The sequence below is a fragment of the Pirellulales bacterium genome (assembly GCA_019636335.1).
In the GTDB taxonomy this organism is placed as follows: Bacteria; Planctomycetota; Planctomycetia; order Pirellulales; family JAEUIK01; genus JAHBXR01.
On the sequence record JAHBXR010000045.1, the window covers coordinates 1 to 18,609 of the forward strand.

The following is an 18,609-nucleotide window of genomic DNA, read 5'->3' on the forward strand; positions in this document are numbered from 1 at the left end:
TGCGGGTTCTTCGGTCGAAACTCGAACCGTGGCGCGAGCACCTGCTCCATCAAGAGGCTGGCGGCAATCGCCTTGAGGGTGTCGTTGACGGCCTCGGTAACCAGCAGCTCGCTGGCGTCGGGCTCGGCAATGAGGTTCGTGAAACGCGAGCGCGTTTTCCCCGGCGCGTCGCGCGTGGCGCGGCCGATGATCTGCACGATCTCGGTGAGGCTCGAACGATAGCCGACGGTCAGCGCGTGCTCGCACCAGATCCAATCGAACCCCTCCTTGGCCATGCCGAGCGCGATGATGATGTCGACATGCTCGCGATTGTGCTTGTGCAGCGGGTCCTTGAGGGCCGCCGATACCTTGTCGCGCTTGGTTGGTTCGTCGTCGACGAGGTCCGCAATTTTCAGCACCTGGCCCGCGGCCGTTTTCACGAGCTGAAAACCGGTGTGTGGATCGGTGCCCACCCAGTCGCCCAATTGCTCGAGGATATGCTCCACCTCGCGGATCTTGTCCTTGGTGCTTTCGCGCGCGTTCACGTTGGGGATGTGGACAATCGTTTTCTGGCTCGGGTCGAGGACTTGCAGGATCTCGTCGGTGTAGCTGCCACTGTAGAAATAGTAGCCGATGTCGAGCTGCTTGAGATAGTCGTAGCCGTTGAGCTGCTCGTAGTAGGTGTAGGTGACGGTCTCGAAGCGCGATTCATCTTCGGGGTGGAGCACCGCCTCGGCATCGCCGCGGAAGTAGGAGCCGGTCATTGCCACCAGGTTGACCTTGTCGCGCGCCATGAACTGGCGCACATGGTCTCCGAGACGACTGTCGGGGTTGGCCGAAACGTGGTGAAACTCGTCGATCGCGATGAGGCGGTCATCGAAGGCCTCGACGCCGAATTGCTCGACCGCAAAGCGGAACGTGGCGTGCGTGCAGACGAGCACCTTGTCGCCGCTCTCCAAAAACCGCTTGACCGACTCGACCTTGCCACCGTTGTCGGTGCCCGGCGCGTCGCACAGGTTCCACTGCGGCTCGACGCGCCAATCGGCCCAGAAGCCGAACTGGCTGAGGGGCTCGTCGTGGAAGCTGGCGCCGATCGCTTTCTCCGGCACGACGATGATCGCCTGCTTGAGCTTCTGGTTTTGCAGCTTGTCGAGCGCGACGAACATCAGCGCGCGGCTCTTCCCCGAGGCGGGAGGGGACTTGATGAGCAAATACTGCTCGCCGCGCTTCTGCCAGACGCGTTCCTGCATGGGGCGCATGCCCATGGCGTTCGACCTGGTCGACGTGCCATCCTGGGCGTACTTGACGGAGATGGAAGGGATCGAGATCGGATCGCTCATGCGTCTTTTGTAAGATGGTTTAAGGTTTCTGCTTCTTGAGTTTCTTTTCCAGTTCCTCGAGCTGTTTGAGATCATCCAAATCCGCGGTGAGTGCCTCGGATGCGCGGCGATTTTCATCGAAGACATCATAGCGCTCATGAGCGATGCGCTTCATGTCGTCGTGGCTGACGGACCCTGGGCCATCCAGAACGGGTTGATCGTTGAAGGCGAGCATTCCGTCCACGTTGCTCCGCCAAAAGTCGAGCGTGAGATCTTTCTGCTGCTTCACCCGCAGCTCCGCTTGCTCGAGGAAAATAACAACCAGGCGATTGAGAGTATCGATTTCATCCTGGGTAAGGTAGTTCTTGGCGACGATGACGTCCTGCTTGCGCACCCGCGAACCGCTCCAGGTGGTGAGGGCCATGTTCGGCCTGGCGGCGTCGGCGCGTTTCACGATTAACTCGGCTGCCGTGTGGCGGGTGGCGGCATAGAGCAGCTTGTTTTGCACCTCAGCAAAGAAGATGTGCGTATCGTGCTCCCGGACTTTGTAATCCGAGCTCAGCGCGAAAAGGTCGCGAACCTTTTGATAGAATCGTTTCTCCGACGCGCGAATGTCGCGAATTCGCGCCAGCAGCTCGTCGAAGTAATCCCAGCCGCCGGGGTTCTTGAGCCGCTCGTCGTCGATGACGAACCCTTTGACGATGAAGTCCCGCAGATGGGTGGTCGCCCACTGCCGGAACTGCGTGCCACGCGCCGAACGGACACGATAGCCGATGGCCAGGATGAGATCGAGGTTATAGAGCCGGGTGCGGTACTTCTTGCCGTCGGCGGCAGTTGTCAAGGATTCCTTGACAACTGCCGCCGGGCGGAGTTCGCCCTCGGCAAGAATGTTCCTGGCATGCAGCGAGACGTTCTGCTTCGAGGTCTGAAAAAGCTCGGCGATTTCGAGTTGGGTGAGCCAAACTGTCGCACCTTCGATCCGCAGTTGCAGGTGGGTCTGGCCATCGTCGGAGGTGAACAAGATGAGGTCGCTCATGCGTCGGCCTCTTTTGGCTTGCTTTTGGCGGGCTTTTTCGAAGATGCCTCGCGCGCGGTCATTTCGGTGTAGAGCTCGAAGAGCTTTTCGAGCCGTTCGGTGTCGTTCTTGAAGCGGCGGCCGATGTATATCCGCTCCAGCGTCTCGTCGTTGCGTTCGTGTGCTTCGCGCAGATCGGTTGGCATCGCGTCGGGATCGTAGAGATCGGCAATCGTCGCTGGGAAATGCGACTCGCGCGCTAGCAGAATATCCTCGGCGCAACGGGTCAGGTCGGACTTGTTCTGGGCGGAAAGCGTGGGAACCGGGAACGTGTTCCAGCCGAGAGTGTTGGAGTAGCGGTAATCCGTCTTCAATTTGCCACAAACCGTGCCAATCCAAACGAGGTGAAGACGGGACGCGATGAGTGCCAGATTCCAGAGTGGGGCATCGTAGAGTGCGAACAGTAGGTTGCTGAGTATAGTTTCAGAGTCAATAAGCGTTACCGGCAGGTACTCTCGACGCTCCGATGACACGCCAGCAACTCCTATTGTCGAACGATGTGCCACACCTTGTATTTGAACGAATCGATGCGGTTTTTTCGAATAGGACCGAGTGGACTGGGCGCTGCTTTTTGATCTTTCCTCAGCGACAAGTTTCAAGCGACTTGCAATCATCGGCACGATCAGTGCCTCGCCTACCTGATCGTCATTAATCCATAAACAGTACCGGATCTTTCCTTGTATCATTTCCTCAGAGCCAAGGTATTTCTTTATAAATGGCGATGCGCTTGGGTCATCGAGCACCGCCTTCAACCTCTGGTCTTCACTCAGGCATAAATGCCCGCCATCTCGAGGCATGTTGCCGAACAACATCTCCGGGCGAGTAGCGGGGGGGTCTCGGAGTGGGGCGACGAATAGACTGGGAGCACAAACGAGGTATGCATTTATATTGTTTGATTCTTTCGCAATCACACGAGTCGACTCGTCCAATGAGAATAGTCTTCGCATGGGGGGCGGCCGATTGCAGATTCCGACGATGACAACCGTCACCCCCGCATTATGACTCGCTAGATTCGACCATTTGAAAGATGTGTGAGCAAAAGTGATCTGATGACCAGTTGAGAATATTAGGGGCCACAAGATTGGAACTTGTAACCCCTGACAAATCGAGTTTGTAGCCACAAGGCCAGAAGCTGCATTTGTTCGAAGGCCATAGTACGCAGCTTTCATGAACCAACCGGCGACATAGTCGAGTGATTTCCAGCTATTCGTTAAGCCTTCGAAGATCAGTTTCAAATCCGACTTGTGTTCATCGGTTTGCCAACGGCTGCCGAGATATGGTGGATTCCCGCAGATATACGTCTCCCCACCCTCGTTCTCGAAATCGATCTCCACTTGATCGAGCGGAGTGCTGAACAGATCGTCGGCGTGTAGCTTCACGCCCGTTCCAGTCGGTGGACAGATCTTCAACCAATCAAGTCGCAAGGCATTGCCGCAAGTGATCCAGTTGGCGGCTTCGAGCGGGAGGAAGTCGGCGAGCGCCTGCTTTTGGCCGAGATAGAGCACGTCGCACTGGAATTCGGCGATGATGAGGGCGAGGCGGGCGATTTCGGCGGCGAAGTGGCGGAGCTCGATGCCGCGGAAGTTGGTCAGCGGAATATCGCTGCGGCGCTCGAACTCGCCTCGACGTTGATTGATTTCCGCCTCGATCTCGCGCATCTGCTTGTAGGCGATGACGAGAAAATTGCCCGAGCCGCAGGCGGGATCGAAGACGCGGATGCGCGCGATGCGGTTGCGGAGGTTTAAGAGTTTGCGGCCATTTTCCCCTGCCTCGTCGAGTTGAGTCCGCAGATCGTCGAGAAAAAGCGGATTCAGCACCTTGAGAATATTGGGCACGCTGGTGTAGTGCATGCCCAGCGCGCCGCGCTCTTCTTCGTCGGCGACGGCCTGGATCATCGAGCCGAAGATGTCAGGATTGATCTTCGTCCAGTCGAGGCCGCCGACGTGGAGCAGGTAGGAGCGCGCGATCTTGCTGAAACGAGGCACGTCGAGGCTGCCCGAGAAGAGGTCGCCATTCACATACGGGAAGGTATTGGCCCAAGGGCGGAAGTTGCCGGCCGTGCGGTCCTCGGACTTCGTGTTCATCGCGCGGAAGAGCTCGGCGAGGACCTCGTGCGTGTTCGAGGAGTCGCGCGCGGTCATCCGCTCGAGGGTGTCGGTGAAGAGGTCCGAGCCGTCAAAGATGCTCGTGTCCTCGGCGAAGAAACAGAAGATCAACCGCGCGAAGAAGTGGTTGAGGTCTTCGCGCCGTGCGGCGGTGTCCCAGTCGGGGTTCTCTTTCAAGAGCTCGACATAGAGACGGTTGAGCCGGCCCGTGGCCTTGATGTCGAAGGCGTTTTCGCGGATCTGCTTGACGGTGGTGATGCCCGCTAGGGGGAGGAAGAAGCCGAAGTGGTTGTGAAAATCGGCGTAGTCGCAGGCGACGGTCTCGCCTTCGACGAGGTTTTCGGCCTCGAAGGAGATGCCGTCGGTGGCCAGGATGAATTTGGCCTTGTGGCGCGTGGTGGCGGGGCTGTCGCGGAGCGCGGCGAGGGTGGCGGCCGTTTCACCTGCGGCGCAAACAGCGATGTGGATGTTGCTTCGCTGGAGCACGCCGCGCGGGAGATCGGACTGGTTGGTGTTGCCGGCGCGGAGCCGCTTGAGGGTCGTCGCCTTGTTGCCGAAGGCCTCGAGGAAGTCGTAGGGGAATGACTTCGGGTCGAAGGGCGCTTCGGCCAGGCGCGAAACGGCTTCTTCGATTTCGACTGCGTTCATGCTGACGACGCATTCATGGATCAGGGGTCGTGCCGCGCGATGTCGCCGCGGCGCCATCACGCCAGAAACCGTGCGAGGGAGACAGCGAAGATGTTAGTCGATTCGGCGGCGGCACGGAATGACGCGGAAAGGCTGCCGCCATTTGGAAGCGATCCTATCAGGGACACGGATCGAACGTGCGGCGACAAGCGGCCGACGATGGCGTGGAGACCGCGCAAGGCCTCTTCGCCTTGCTCAGCCAAGATCGGCGGCGTTTGCTCAATCTTTCGTTAGTCGTTCTTTTTTGTTGGCTCGTTGTTTGGCTTGAGGTCGATGGCGGCGGAGTTGATGCAGTAACGCAAGCCGGTGGGATTCGGTCCGTCGTCGAAGACGTGGCCCAGGTGGGCGTCGCAGCGGCTGCACAATACTTCCGTGCGGGTCATGAAGTGGCTGCGATCCGTTTCCGTGGCGATGCCTTCCGCCGATTTCGGGGCGTAGAAGCTGGGCCAGCCGCAGCCCGAGTCGAATTTCTCATTCGACGTGAAGAGGGGCTGGCCGCAGCCGACGCAAACATACTCGCCGGCGGTCTTCGTGTCCCAGTATTTGCCGGTGAAGGCCCGTTCGGTCCCCTTTTGACGCGTCACGTAATACTGCTCGGGGGTGAGCTTGGCCTGCCACTCGGCGTCGGTCATCTCGACGCGATTCGGATCTTGCTCGGACATGTTCGTGCTCCGGGGTGATGCGGCCTGTTCCGACGAATCTGATACCGCTGTGCCGCAGCCGGCTAGCGCAACCAGCAGAGGGGCCAGCAGCCCCAGCATCCGGTGCGTGGCGGGAGTGATGATCGGGTGGGGTTGTTGTCTCATGGATGCTTCTCTCACCGAGGCGGCGTTTCGCAGATTTCGCGGTACTCGTATTATCTCGCACCAGTCCAGGGATGTCGAACGTGCGGGGCCTGGCGCGGGCAAAAGACGACCGGCTCAACCTCAATGGCAGGGCCGTGTTACGCCGCAATTCGTCCCGCTCACTTGCTTGACGGCAGGACGGCCACGTTCGACAATGCGGAATCCTCGAATTCACCCTTCTCTGCGCCCGCCTTTGACGCCAGGAGCACGACGATGAGCACCGCCGCACCAGCCGTTTGGTACACAGAACGCACGGGGCAGGTGACGCCACTGGAGACGGTCGATCGCTATCTCGACGAGCTGGCCGAGGCGAAAGATCGCGTGCCGGGTTTGTCGATCCGCCATCGCATCGAACTTGCTCGTGCATGCCTCGACGGCATGATGCGCGTGGCCGAAGAGTGGGCGCGAGCCGCCTGCCAGGCGAAGGGTATTCCCTACGGCACCTCGCTCGGGTCGGAAGAGGTCGCCGGCGGTCCGCTCGCCACGTCGCGTTACTTGCGTCTGGTGATGCAATCGCTGGCCGATATCGAACGTCAGGGGGTGCCGCAGCTTCCCGGCGAAATCGCCGACTCGACCGATGGCCGGCTGCGGGTGCAGGTGGTGCCGACGCGCGGCCTGTTCGATTCGATCGCTTTCTCGGGCTTCAAAGCGCACGTGTGGCAAGAGCCGGGCGTGACGCGGGCGAACCTGGCCGAGAATCAGGCGGCGTACTATCGCGGCGGCTGTCGCGACACGGGCATCGCCCTGGTGCTGGGGGCGGGTAACGTGTCGAGCATCCCCGCGACGGACGCCTTCACCAAGTTCTTCCAAGAGGGCAAGGTCGTTCTGTTGAAGATGAACCCGGTGAATGAATACCTGGGGCCCATCTTCGAGCGGGCCTTTGCCGTGCTGATCGAGCGTGGCTTCCTGCGAATCATCTACGGCGGCGCCGAGGTGGGCTCGCACGCCTCGAACCACGCGCTGGTCGACGAAGTCCACATCACCGGTTCGGTGGTCTCGCACGACGCGATCGTGTGGGGCCCGGCGGGACCGGAACGCGATCGCCGCAAGGCCGAGCACGATCCGGTGCTGAAAAAGCCGATCTCGAGCGAGTTGGGAAACGTCAGCCCCTGGATCATTGTGCCGGGACCTTACACAGACAAGGAACTGCGCTTCCAGGCCGAGAACCTGGCCTCGTCGATCGTCAACAACGCCTCGTTCAACTGCGTGGCGACGAAAGTGATCGTGACGTGGAATCGCTGGCCACAGCGCGAGCAGTTCTACAAGCATTTGACCGACGTCTTGCGGCAAGTGCCGCCCCGCAAGGCGTATTACCCCGGGGCCGAAGATCGCTATCGCCGCTTCACTGGTGACGAGCCGGCCGGTTGCCAGGCGGGAATGCTGCCTTGGACGGTGGAACGGGATGTCGATCCCGTGGCGCGGCCGATCTTTTTCGACGAAGAGTCGTTTGTGTGCGTGGCGGTGGAGACGGGCCTCGACGCTGCCGATGAAGCGGATTTCCTGGCGCAAGCCACGTCGTTTGCCAACGATCGCTTGTTCGGCACGCTGGGCTGCACGGTGATGGTACATCCGAAGTTCCGCAAGTCGGCCGCCAACGAAAAGTTGTTCCGCGAGTCGATCGCCGCGCTGCGATACGGCACCATCGGCATCAACTACTGGTCGGCGTTGTCGTACGCCATGATCAGCCCCCCTTGGGGTGGTCACCCGGGAGGCACGATCGAGAATCCCGAGAGTGGCATCGGCTGGGTCCACAACACTTATATGTTCGACCGGCCGATGAAGACCGTGCTCGAAGGCCCACTGACGTTGTTCCCCAAGCCACTCTGGTTCCCGACGACCAAGAATGCCAACGCGGTGACGTGGAAGGTGGTCGAGCTGTGCCACGAGCCGTCGGTGCTCAAGCTGCCCGGCTTGCTGCTGCAGGCGCTGAAGGGTTAAGTGGCGTTGCGTAGGTCAGGTACGCCGTACCTGACAGTCCTCACGGTGGCAACTCGATCGATTGTCAGGTACGGCGTACCTGACCTACCAATTGTCACGTCCGGGGCGCGTGACCTATATGATGAACTACGACCAGTGGCGCGATCTGCTCCGGGGCGAGCCTCTTCCAGCAGTGGTTGTGGATCTCGAGGCGTTCGATCGCAACGTGGCGAAGATCGCACGGATCGTGCGCGAAGCAGGCCATCAGCAGCGACTGCGCGTGGCATCGAAATCGGTGCGGGTGCCGGAACTGCTCCGTCGCGTGCTACGCTCGGGGGAGCCTTATCGGGGGCTCATGTGTTACGCGGCGGCCGAGGCGGCCTTTCTGGCCAGCCAGGGATTCGACGATTTGCTGGTGGCGTACCCGACGGTGCAGCGCAGTGATCTCGAGCTGCTGTGCGATCTGCACGTCGGCGGCAAGACGGTGCGTCTGATCGTCGATTCGATCGAACATCTGCAGGCGGTTTCCCAGTGCATGGAACGCGTGCGGCCGGCGTTTCCACTCGTGCTCGACGTCGATATGTCGTGGCGTCCGGCGGGCATGCACCTGGGGGTGCGACGCAGCCCTCTGCGATCGGTCGACAACGTGCTGCGGCTTTACGAAGCGGCCAAGCATCTGCCCGGGATCAAGATCGTGGGACTGATGGGCTATGAAGCGCAGGTCGCGGGACTGGCGGATCGTAATCCCTTCAAGAAGCTGCTCAATCCGATCGCGGGCATGATCCGCCGGCGATCGGTGCGGCACATCTCGCAACTGAGAGAGACGCTTGCCCAGGCAATCCGCGAGCGTGGATATGCGCTCGAATTGTTCAATGGCGGCGGCACCGGCTCGGTGAACCTGGCGGTGGACGAACCCTGGCTGACGGAGCTTGCGGCGGGATCGGGCTTTCTCTGCTCGCACTTGTTCAACTACTACTCGAACGTCAACTTCGAGCCGGCCTGTTTCTTCGTGCTGCAGGTAGTACGCAGTTCGGATGACGGCTACGCGACGTGTCTTGGTGGCGGCTATATCGCCTCGGGCGAGCCTGGTTGGGACAAAGTGCCCGTGGTGCATCTGCCCGAGGGAATCAAGCTGGTCAGCACCGAAGGTTGCGGCGAAGTACAAACACCGCTGCAATTGCCCGAGGGGGTGAAGCTGCGCCCCGGCGATCCCGTGCTCATGCGTCATGCGAAAGCAGGCGAGCTGGCCGAGCGTTTCCACGAGTATCTGCTCGTCGAACAAGGACGCATCGTCGATCGGGTACCGACCTATCGTGGCCTCGGGCGATCTTTTATCTAGCGCGACGGCGTCAGACGCTCAGATGGCCGAACGAGAGGTCTCTGTGGCGTCGACGTCGGCCGTGTAGACCGATACTTCGTAGCCGAGCACGTCGTAGGGAGTGGGGCCACGATAGCCGGCGCCGGCCCTGCCGGAATAGTAGAGCGTGAGCAAGAGGCCCCGGATGCCCATGTGCAAGAAACGCATGGCTGCGCCCAGCGGCGTCGGCATGCGCGGGCTCCATTGGAGCAGACGCACGGCACTGGAGAGGACGAAGCGGGGCATCCACGAACAGACGCCCAGCAGCATCGCCAAATCGCGCCGGTCCGCCTCGGGCATGCAGGCCAGGATCTCGTCGACGTGTTCGGCGCAGCCCAATTCGGCGAAGGAAGGAAAGGTTTCGTCGCCTGGGCAATAGGCCTCGCCGAGCTTCACCAGCCCGTGGGTTTGCCGTGTACTCAGGTAGCGTGACGAAGTTTTCAAAGCGTTCTCTCTGGCAAATTGTGACTCGCGCCGCGGCGTTTTAGCGTGCCAGCAGCTCTCGACTGGCGCGCAGGCTGAGGGCCATGATCGTGAAAGACGGGTTGATGCCCGGCGCCGTGGGAAAAATGCTCGAATCGGCGGCGATCAGGTTGTCGAACCCGTGCAAGTGAAAGTCGGAGGCCACGACCGACGTCCTCGCATCGGTGCCCATCGGACAGCCTCCCATCAGGTGCAAACCAAAGCCTTGATCGCAGCGAATGATCTGCTTGGCGCGGGCATGCTCGTGCGTGGCGAGCGCGAGCTTGAGCCCCTCGTCGATCTTGGCTCGGTCGGCGGCGCTGAGGGGCTTGTCGACAATCAGCTTTCCGCCGCGTCCCAGCTTCATCGTGCCCAAGGGCTCGTCGCGCACGGCGACTTCGACGCAGGCCAGATGCCGGAAATTGCGCATCTGCGCATGATGCGCACGCCCCACGCCTGGCAAGAGCATGGCCGTGGCGATCGGCGGGGCAAAGACGTTCTCGATCTTGATGCCGGCCTCGCGTAAGCGCCGATCGTGCGCCTGCACGGACTGCAAGGCCCCTTTGTGAGCGTCGACCGGCTCGTCGTGTACGCCGTAGGTCATGTACTGCGGATGGCAGCAGAAGTTGCGTCCCAAAGCCGGCAGGCGGCGTGCCAAGTCGGTCGAACGCAGGAGCAAGGCCGTGTTGCCTAGGGAACCGGCCGCCAAGATGGCGCGTCGCGCCACGAGCTCGCGCTGGGCCCCGTGCTGACGGCCCACGAGCCGCACCTCGGTACGACGGTCTTCCACGCGCTCGACATCGAACTCGCATTCGAGGTCCAGTCCCAAGGCCTGCGCTTGAGGAATGGCGTTGACCAGCGTGCTCTGCTTGGCGTTGCGCGGGCAGCCGCCCAGGCAGACGATGCAATCGCTGCCGTGGTCGAGCTTGCAATCGTCCTGCGCGCGATCGATCGGCTTCCAGTGGTAGCCGGTCTTGTCGAAGCCTTGGATGAAAAGCTCGGCGTTGCGATTGTAGTAGGAGCGTGGGATTTCGCCGTGCGGAATGGCTCGATCGAGCTCGTCGTAGTAGGGGTCCATCCGCTCGGTGCGAAAGAAGTCGACCCCGGTGCGGTCGCGCCAGTCGTCCCAGGCGAGATCGTCGAAGCGGTCGAGATCGGCCTGATTCACCACCGATGTGCCACCGAGACACTTGCCGCGGAGAAAGCCGAAGCGTGCGTCGCGGCTGACTTCGAGCCCGCCCCCCCAGAACATCTGCGTCGAGTAGCCCAACTCGCCCGGGGGAAAGCTATGCCGGTCGAAGGCTCGGCCGGCCTCGATGAGGACGCACTTTGCGCCGCCGGCGGTCAGCTCGTAAGCCATGCGCCCCCCGGAGGCGCCGGAGCCGATGATGGCAAAGTCGTACATCGCGCGATCTCTGCGAGCCAGGTGGCTGGAAACGAGATCACGCGAGTGTGGACGACGCGCCGCGGGACGTCAAGCGTGCCGGCGGCGATTACATGACCGCAAAATAATTCGCCACGGCGAAGTCGAAATTCTCGCGGGTCATCTCGGCCGATTGCCCCTGGTAGTAGCAGAAATTCTTCACCTGCAAGAGCAAGTCGCGGGGCTGGCAACAGCGGAACGGCCGCCGCACGGACTTGTAGTGCTTCTCGATCAAGTAGTCGACGGCGTCCTCGCGATGCACGAAACCCAGCTTGGGAGACATGATGCGGAACAGCTCGCGGAACTCCTCTTCGCTGGGATCGGGGACGTCGATCTTGTACGGAATACGCCTCAAGAACGCGTCGTCGACGAGATCCTTCGGCTCCAGGTTCGTCGAGAAGATGATCAATTGATCGAAGGGGACCTGAATCTTCTTGCCGTTGGCCAGATTCAGGAAGTCGTAGCGTTTCTCGAGCGGCACGATCCAGCGATTCAACAGCTCGTCGGTACGGATGCGCTGGCGGCCGAAGTCGTCGATTACCAGGGTGCCGCAGTTGCTCTTGAGCTGCAGTGGCGCCTCGCTGATGCGAGTCGTCGTGTTCATGGAGATCTCGAGATTCTCCATCTGCAACTCACCGCCGACGACGATCGTCGGACGGCGAATGCGAATCCAACGTTTATCGATGCGGCGATTGTCGAGCAGACCGTCGGTCGATTCGAGCGGAACGGCCTCGTGATTGCTGGGATCGAAGAGGCGAATGATCTCGCCGTCGACCCCCAGGGCGCGCGGAACCCAGATCGTCTGTCCGAACGACTTCGTCACGCGCTCGGCGATGCTCGTCTTGCCGTTGCCCGGCGCGCCGTACAAGAATAAGCCGCGGCCCGAGTTGATGGCCGGGCCCAGACGATTGAGCATGCTCTGGTTCAAGAGCAAGTCGGCAAAGGCGCGGCGCAGGTCATCGACCGTGGGATGCTGATTCGTGATCGTCTGGGCCGAAACGCTGGCGATGTAGTCGCTCAACGTCACGGGGGCGGCGCCGAAGTAGGTACAGTGCTCGTAGTGGCGCCGGGCCCGCTCGCGGCCGGTCTCGGTGATCTGGTAAAGGTAGTCGTTCACCTCGGCGGCGGCCTTGTAAACGACCAGTTGGTCGGTCTTCATCTGCCGCAGGAGCGTCTCGATCATCTTGAAGGGAAGCTTGACCTGCACGGCGATCGAACGTCCCGTGCTTTCGCCGCGGTTCAACAGGAACTTCAAGATCAGCGATTCGACTTCGGTCTCGGTGAGCCCCGACTCGGCGAGCGAGGTCGGTTCGATGGGAAAGAAGACGCCATTGGCATCCACCCCCTGGCCGTCGGCCGAGCTGTCACTGGTACCGGCGCGCTGTCCGCCCGTCAGGTTCGAAATGCGATGGCACAACTGCTCGAGCGTGCGATCGGCTTCGTCGCGTGCCGATGGTGTGGACGGAGCCTGGGACGCCGGGGGCGGGGCAGGGGGGGCGGGGGCTGCTACGGCCAGATCATGCTCGGGGCGCGTTACCGAAATCGAGGACCAGGGATCCGATCCATCCTGTGGATTGGCGATGCCCGCCAGGCGAGCCAGGAGATTGTCTTGCGTGGTGTCGGACATGGAGAAACTCGGCACGAAGTGAAGGCGCAGCCTGGTCCAGGAGACCACAAGGCAATGCAAACCTAGGTCACCCCGGAAGGAGCGTCAAACCACCGCGACTGGCGCAGAAATGCCGATAAAAGGGGCAAGCTCGGTGTCGCGCAGCGACAAGAGGATCGTTTCGACCGGACCGGCGCTGTGGTGAGGCTGCACTGCTGAAAGGTGCCTGCCCGATCGACCCTCTGGTTGCTGCGCAACACCGACGACGGTGCGACTCGAATGTGTTGTCGTGCGCGACGTCGCGCCGCACCATCGTCTGCCACCCGGCTGGGGAACCCGAACTTCTGGTTTTGACAATGCACTATCAGGCTGCTGAAAAAGTCAGCAGCCTGATAGGATCGCCTGGATGCGATCACAAAATAGCGACGGAAGTCGTTCTTTTGCGAGCGGTGCGGAGTTCAACTCCGCACTTCGCGAGGCTGAAAAAGGCCACGACGGACCTTTTTCAGCAGCCTGCTAGCCGAGATCGACATCGCCGAACGGGTCAAAGAGGGAATTGTCTTCGAGTTCCAGCTTCTTCGTCATGCCGACGCCGATCAGGCGCAACAGCTCGACACTGGGGCTACCCCCCAGGGTGCCGATCTGGGCAAAGGCCTGATCGAAGGCACTGGCCGACGATCGCTGCTGGTTGGCAACCATGAGAGCCGCCTGCGAGGCCGAATCCGGCTGCAAAGGGCTGACCTCAGTGATCGGATGGGGATTGGGAGTCGAGGCCAGATACAAGGCACGCGAATAGTACACCGGCTTGAGCTTCTCGCCGAAGTTGTATTCTGTGCCGTGCTGCTCCGATCCCAAATCGACGACAAAGCGATCGTTTTGAGGATCGCCGACAATGCCGAGTGAGCCCGGTTGCTCGAGGCCATCGTCGTAGTTGCTCGGCTGGTCGGGCTGCTCGATCGTGTAACGGCCCGGCACCAGGTTGCCGAAGAAGTACGATCCGTCCGTCTTGCTCGTGTAGGTCGTCCGCGTAACGGTCTGCCCGAGAATGTCGGTGCCGGACAGCGTGATGCGCACGCCAGCGAGAAGCTTCTCGTACGACTCGCGGACGCCGCTCGAATTCGAATCGACGAAGGCAAATCCGCTCAAGCTGCCCACGACATAGGGCAAATCGTCGGAGATGATGACGCCAGTGCCTTGCGGACTGCCCAGCAGCAAAGTGTCGAAAACGGCATTCGTGGGATTGGACAGATTGACGAACAGGGTCTCGTCCGGCTCCTCCTTCTCGTCGCCAAAGACGACCACTTGCACGACCTTCTGTGTTTCGCCCGGCGCGAACGTCAAGATGCCGGACGTCGCCTGGTAGTCGCCATCGGCAACCGTGGCCGTGTTGTCGGCCGTGGCGTACTGCACCGTGACCGTGCGACCCGAGGCCTCGGAGAGGATGACCACGAACGACAGCGTCTGCGTGCCGGAATCTCCCTCGGTGACGAAGGCATTGGTGATCGCCAGCGTGGGCGTGCGATCGTCGTCGTAGATAGTGGCCGTACCGCGATTCACCGCGATGCCGGCGTTCACGGAATTCGTGAGGTCGACGAAGAACGTTTCGTCATCCTCGTCGAAGGTGTCGCCAATGATGGCCACGTTGATGAACTTCTCGACCTCCCCCGGAGCGAAGGTCACCGTGCCGCCGGCGGCATCGAAATCGATCCCCACGGCGGCCGTGCTCGCCAACGTAGCGTAGTTGACCGTGATGGTCCGGCCGCTGGCGGCCGACAGCGTCAGCTTGAAGGCAAGTTGTCGCGTGCCGGTGTCGCCTTCGGTGGTGCTGGGGCTGTCGATGGCGATGGTGGGCGCGTCGTCGTCGTCGACGATCGTCCCCGTGGCGGTCCCCGCTTCGATCTCGGCATTGACGGGGGACGAGAGCACGACGGAGAACGTCTCGTCGTCTTCGTCGAGAAGATCGCCGACGATCGGTACGACGAGCGTCTGGGTCGTCTGCAGCGGGTTGAACGTGACGGTACCCGCCGAGGCAAGATAGTCGAGCCCCGCCTGGGCGGTTCCATCGGCGGTGCTGAATTGCACCGTGACTGTCTGCTCGGTGGCGCGCGAGAGGGTCAGCGTGAAGACGAGGTTGGTCGTACCGTTGTTGCCTTCGACGATCGAGGCCGAAGAGATCGAGATCGTCGTGGGACCATCGTCATCGGTGATGGTGCCGATGGCCTCACCGTCGGCAAGCGTCGCATTCGTGGGATCGTCCAAGGTAACGAGCAGCGTTTCGTGCGGCTCGTCCATCGTGTCGCCGATGATCTGCACGACGACGGGCAACTCCGTCACGCCCGGCGCGAACGTCAAGGTGCCGCTCGACGTCTCGTAGTCGCTACCGGCGGTGGCGGTGCCGTCCGAGGTGGAATAGAAGACGGTGATCGTCTCGCTGCTGGCGTGCGACAGGCGCACGAGGAAGGTCATTTCCGTCAGGCCGGAATCGCCCTCGACGACGCTGGCGTCCTCGATCGAGATGGTCGGCCGCGTTTCATCATTTTGGATGGTGCCGATGGCCTCGTCGGCGGGATCTTCAAGCCCGGCGTTGACGGGATTCGACAGCGAGACGAGGAAGGTTTCGTCTAGTTCGAACACCGTGTCGCCCAGCACCTGCACGACGACGGTCTGCGACTGCTCGCCCGGTTGAAATGTGACCGTCGTGGTGAGGGCCGTGTAATCGGAACCCGCCGTGGCGGTCTGATCGGAGGTGGCGAACTGCACCGTGACGGTCTTGCCACTCACCTCGCTGAGCGAGACGATGAACTCGAAGCTGGTGATTCCCGAGTTGCCTTCGGCCTGCGAGACGGGAGCGACTGAAATCAGAGGGATGTCGTCATTGTCGATGATTGTGCCGACGCCCTGGCCATCGCCGATCGTGGCGCCCACCGGATTCGAGAGGTTGACAAAGAAGTTCTCGTTGAACTCGTCCGACAGGTCGCCAATGATCTTGATGGTGATGGTCTGCGTGAGTTGATTCGGCGCGAACGTCAGCGTGCCCGACAGCGTCTGGAAATCCACATCTGCCAGAGCGGTATCCGACACGGTGGTGAAATCGACCGAGACGGTTCCATTTACCTCTTCGCTGAGCGTCACGGTAAACACGAGATCGACGGTGCCGGCATCTCCCTCGACGATGGACACGTCGTTGATCGAGAGTTGCGGCGGAATCTCGAGCAAGGTGCCGACGCCGCGATCGTCGGCGATCGTGGCGTTCGTGGGATTGGTCAGATCGACGAAGAACTGTTCGTCCGGTTCGTCGTCGGTGTCGCCCAGGATCACGATCGAAATAACCTGCTGCGTGACCCCCGGCGCGAAGGTGACCGTGCCGGTGGCCGCGGTAAAGTCGGAGCCGGCGAGCGCGCTATCCTGCAATGTGGCAAAATCGACGGTGACGGTCTGGTCGCTGGGATTGGACAAGGTGACGATAAAGTCGAGATTCACCGTCCCGACGACGTTGTCGTAGGTCGAGGCGTCGCTGATCGAGATGCTGGGCACCGGGTCGTTGTCGATGATCGTACCGACTGCCTGACCATCCAGAATGGCGCCCCCGGTGGGCGAGGTGAGCGTCGCGGCGAGCGTCTCATTCGATTCGCGGGTCAGGTCACCCACGATTGGCACGAGGAAGGTCTTTTCCGTTTCGCCAGGCTGGAACGTGAGTTGCTGCGTTGTCGCTTGATAGTCGGCGCCTTCCTGCGCGGTGAGCGGGCTGGCGGTAGCGGTGACCGTGATCACCACATCACTGGCGCGGGTCAAACGCACGGTAAACGACATGTTCGACGTGCCCGCGTCGCCTTCCACCAACTCGGCGTCGTCGATCAAAATACCGATGGGATCGTCGTCGAGGATGGTGCCAATGGCCTGGCCAACGTCAATGACAACATTCACGGGATTCGACAGATCGACGGTAAAGGTCTCGTCGATCTCGCTCAGCGTGTCGCCCTGGACGTCGATCGCGATTGTTTGAACGAGCTCGCCTGGCAGGAAGGTAACGGTGCCGATCGTAGCGGTGTAATCGGAGCCGGCGGTAGCGGTCTGATTGCCCGTGCTGAAGTCGACGGTGATCACCTGCTCGCTGGCCGTCGAGAGGGAGACGGTAAAGAGGGCCTGCGATGTCCCGCTGTTCCCTTCATTGACGCTCACGTTTTCGATCGAGACGGTCGGTGGATCGTCGTCATCCTCGATCGTCCCGATCCCCTCGTCGTCGGCAAACGTGGCATTCGTCGCATTCGAGAGCTGGACGCGGAATGTCTCGACGGGTTCATTGATCGAATCGTTCGCGAGCGACACGAGGAAATTGAGCGAGGTGTTGCCCGGCACGAAGGTGAGCGAGTCGACGCGCTGCGTGTAGTCGCTGCCGGCAAAGGCGGTGATGTCCTGTGTCTCGATGTCGAACGTGACGGGCACGGGAACTGGATGCGATAAGGTGATCTGGAAGACGACGGCCGCGCCTTCGACGTTGGTCTCATCGGAAATCGAGATCGTGGGTTCTTCGTAAACGAGAATCGAGGTGGTGCCGTAGTGGACATCTTCGGGGGCGACACCGCCTGGCGAGCCACCGCTGATGAGAATCCTGTGGAAGGGGAGTTCCTCGGCGACGTTCGTCTCGAAATTGATCGTGCCCGCGGCATTGGCCGTAAAGGGGACGCTGAAGAGCAGGAACTCACCCTCACCGAGAGGGGCGCCTCCGATGGTGGCCCCCACTTCATCGAGTTCGCCAGCTACGGCGGTGCTGCCATTTTGGACGTTGGGATAGCTTGCCCCGAAAGCAATGGCTCCGCTAACCGACGCGAGCGCTGCTTCGTAGGTCGTATCGAAATAGGCGGCGAAAACGCCGCCGCTCGACGGTGTGGCGTTGGGATCCTCGACGTAGGCGCGGAGCTGAAACTGCTCGCCGACCTTGATGAATTCGATCGCATTGCCGACGAGATCGGTGGTCTCGAGACGAATCGTGACCAGTTCATCTCCCACGGCCAACATGCGACGCGACTCGAGCGGCTCGAGAGCGAGCGCGGCTGGGCTCGACAGGGGCGAATCGGTATAAGAGGTCGGAAAACGGAAGTGCTTCGATCGGCGTAATGCGCGATCGCCTGCCCGACGCCAACGATTCAGCTTCTTCATGAGTCAGTTTCGCCCTAGTGCTCGTAAGAGAAGTGAGGAAGCGCAACGGCATCGGAGACAATGCCAGAGCAGCTCGGATCGGTGGGCGCGCAACGGGGTCTACGGCGCCTCGACTCCTCGTTCCCCGACCGGCCTCGCGCCCGGTCGCCAACACTGCTTGCCGGCGGGCAGCCACGACAGCCGCTCGCGAACCCGCTGCCCCGCGCCGCGATAGGTGAGCGACGGGGCAAGCTAGAACGACCCTGTCGATCCGCCCCGTCCTAACGGTTATTACGGCTGGGACGGACTGTAGGGTCCAGGCTGCCAGACTAATGCGAAGCTACCAGCAGGGCAAGCTTTTGGCTGACAACGACCGGCGCGAATGCGTAGGAACGGGCCGGAAACAGCCCTTTTCTGGCTGACCAGCCCCTCGTCTCCCTATTCCCTGGGACAACGACCTTGATGCGTACACGAGGGCACCTACAATCGTGTCGGAGTAGAGGTTGCGCGCCCGTCGCGCCGCCGCTGCGTGGAGGGTAAGCGAATGGTTAGCGGCCTGACTGGAAATCAGGTGCCCCCGAAAGGGGGTTGCGGGTTCGAGCCCCGTGCCCTCCGCTTTTCAGGATATTCCATGCCGCAAGCCGTTGTACAACAACGAATTGCGGATGACCCAATTGATTGTCTCAGTGGCGTCGTAC

At 61.3% G+C, this 18,609-nt stretch carries 10 protein-coding genes and 1 tRNA gene; 3 read left to right on the forward strand and 8 right to left on the reverse strand.

Annotation, left to right across the window (positions count from 1 at the left end):
- The 4 genes from KF708_24360 to msrB all read right to left on the reverse strand — a co-directional run.
- Positions 1-1,319, reverse strand: a 1,319-nt coding sequence (locus KF708_24360) for a hypothetical protein (protein MBX3415839.1), incomplete at its 3' end; no start/stop codon positions are given.
- Between the two features lie 19 nt (positions 1,320-1,338).
- Positions 1,339-2,334 carry a virulence RhuM family protein gene (locus KF708_24365; protein ID MBX3415840.1) on the reverse strand — a complete coding sequence of 332 codons (996 nt, stop codon included), beginning with the start codon at positions 2,332-2,334 and terminating at the stop codon, positions 1,339-1,341.
- Positions 2,331-5,126 (reverse strand): class I SAM-dependent DNA methyltransferase, encoded by a 2,796-nt coding sequence (locus tag KF708_24370; protein ID MBX3415841.1) that lies wholly within the window; start codon positions 5,124-5,126, stop codon positions 2,331-2,333. Before KF708_24370 ends, KF708_24365 begins: the two co-directional genes overlap by 4 nt.
- 269 nt (positions 5,127-5,395) lie before the next feature.
- A complete protein-coding gene (gene msrB / locus KF708_24375) occupies positions 5,396-5,827 on the reverse strand; it encodes a peptide-methionine (R)-S-oxide reductase MsrB (protein MBX3415842.1) in 432 nt (143 codons plus the stop codon).
- Positions 5,828-6,223: 396 nt separating this feature from the next.
- Here msrB and KF708_24380 point away from each other — a divergent pair, with 396 nt between their 5' ends.
- Together KF708_24380 and KF708_24385 are read left to right on the forward strand one after the other, a co-directional pair.
- A complete protein-coding gene (locus tag KF708_24380) occupies positions 6,224-7,948 on the forward strand; it encodes an aldehyde dehydrogenase (GenBank protein ID MBX3415843.1) in 1,725 nt (574 codons plus the stop codon).
- Between the two features lie 61 nt (positions 7,949-8,009).
- A complete protein-coding gene (locus KF708_24385) occupies positions 8,010-9,266 on the forward strand; it encodes an alanine racemase (protein ID MBX3415844.1) in 1,257 nt (418 codons plus the stop codon).
- An 18-nt stretch (positions 9,267-9,284) separates the two neighbouring features.
- On the opposite strand, the gene KF708_24390 is transcribed toward KF708_24385, so the two are convergent.
- The 4 genes from KF708_24390 to KF708_24405 form a co-directional block, all read right to left on the reverse strand.
- Positions 9,285-9,728: a hypothetical protein gene (locus tag KF708_24390; GenBank protein MBX3415845.1), complete on the reverse strand. Its 444-nt coding sequence runs from the start codon at positions 9,726-9,728 to the stop codon at positions 9,285-9,287.
- Positions 9,729-9,768: 40 nt separating this feature from the next.
- The gene (locus KF708_24395) at positions 9,769-11,151 is read right to left on the reverse strand and encodes a GMC family oxidoreductase (protein MBX3415846.1); all 1,383 of its coding nucleotides are present in this window, start codon (positions 11,149-11,151) and stop codon (positions 9,769-9,771) included.
- A gap of 88 nt (positions 11,152-11,239) precedes the next feature.
- The gene (locus KF708_24400) at positions 11,240-12,484 is read right to left on the reverse strand and encodes an AAA family ATPase (GenBank protein MBX3415847.1); all 1,245 of its coding nucleotides are present in this window, start codon (positions 12,482-12,484) and stop codon (positions 11,240-11,242) included.
- A gap of 807 nt (positions 12,485-13,291) precedes the next feature.
- Complete coding sequence (locus KF708_24405; GenBank protein ID MBX3415848.1) at positions 13,292-17,932, reverse strand: hypothetical protein; 4,641 nt, start codon at positions 17,930-17,932, stop codon at positions 13,292-13,294.
- Positions 17,933-18,442: 510 nt separating this feature from the next.
- On the opposite strand from KF708_24405, the gene KF708_24410 reads away from it, so the two are divergent.
- Positions 18,443-18,526, forward strand: a tRNA-Ser gene (locus KF708_24410).
- Positions 18,527-18,609: the final 83 nt, after the last annotated feature.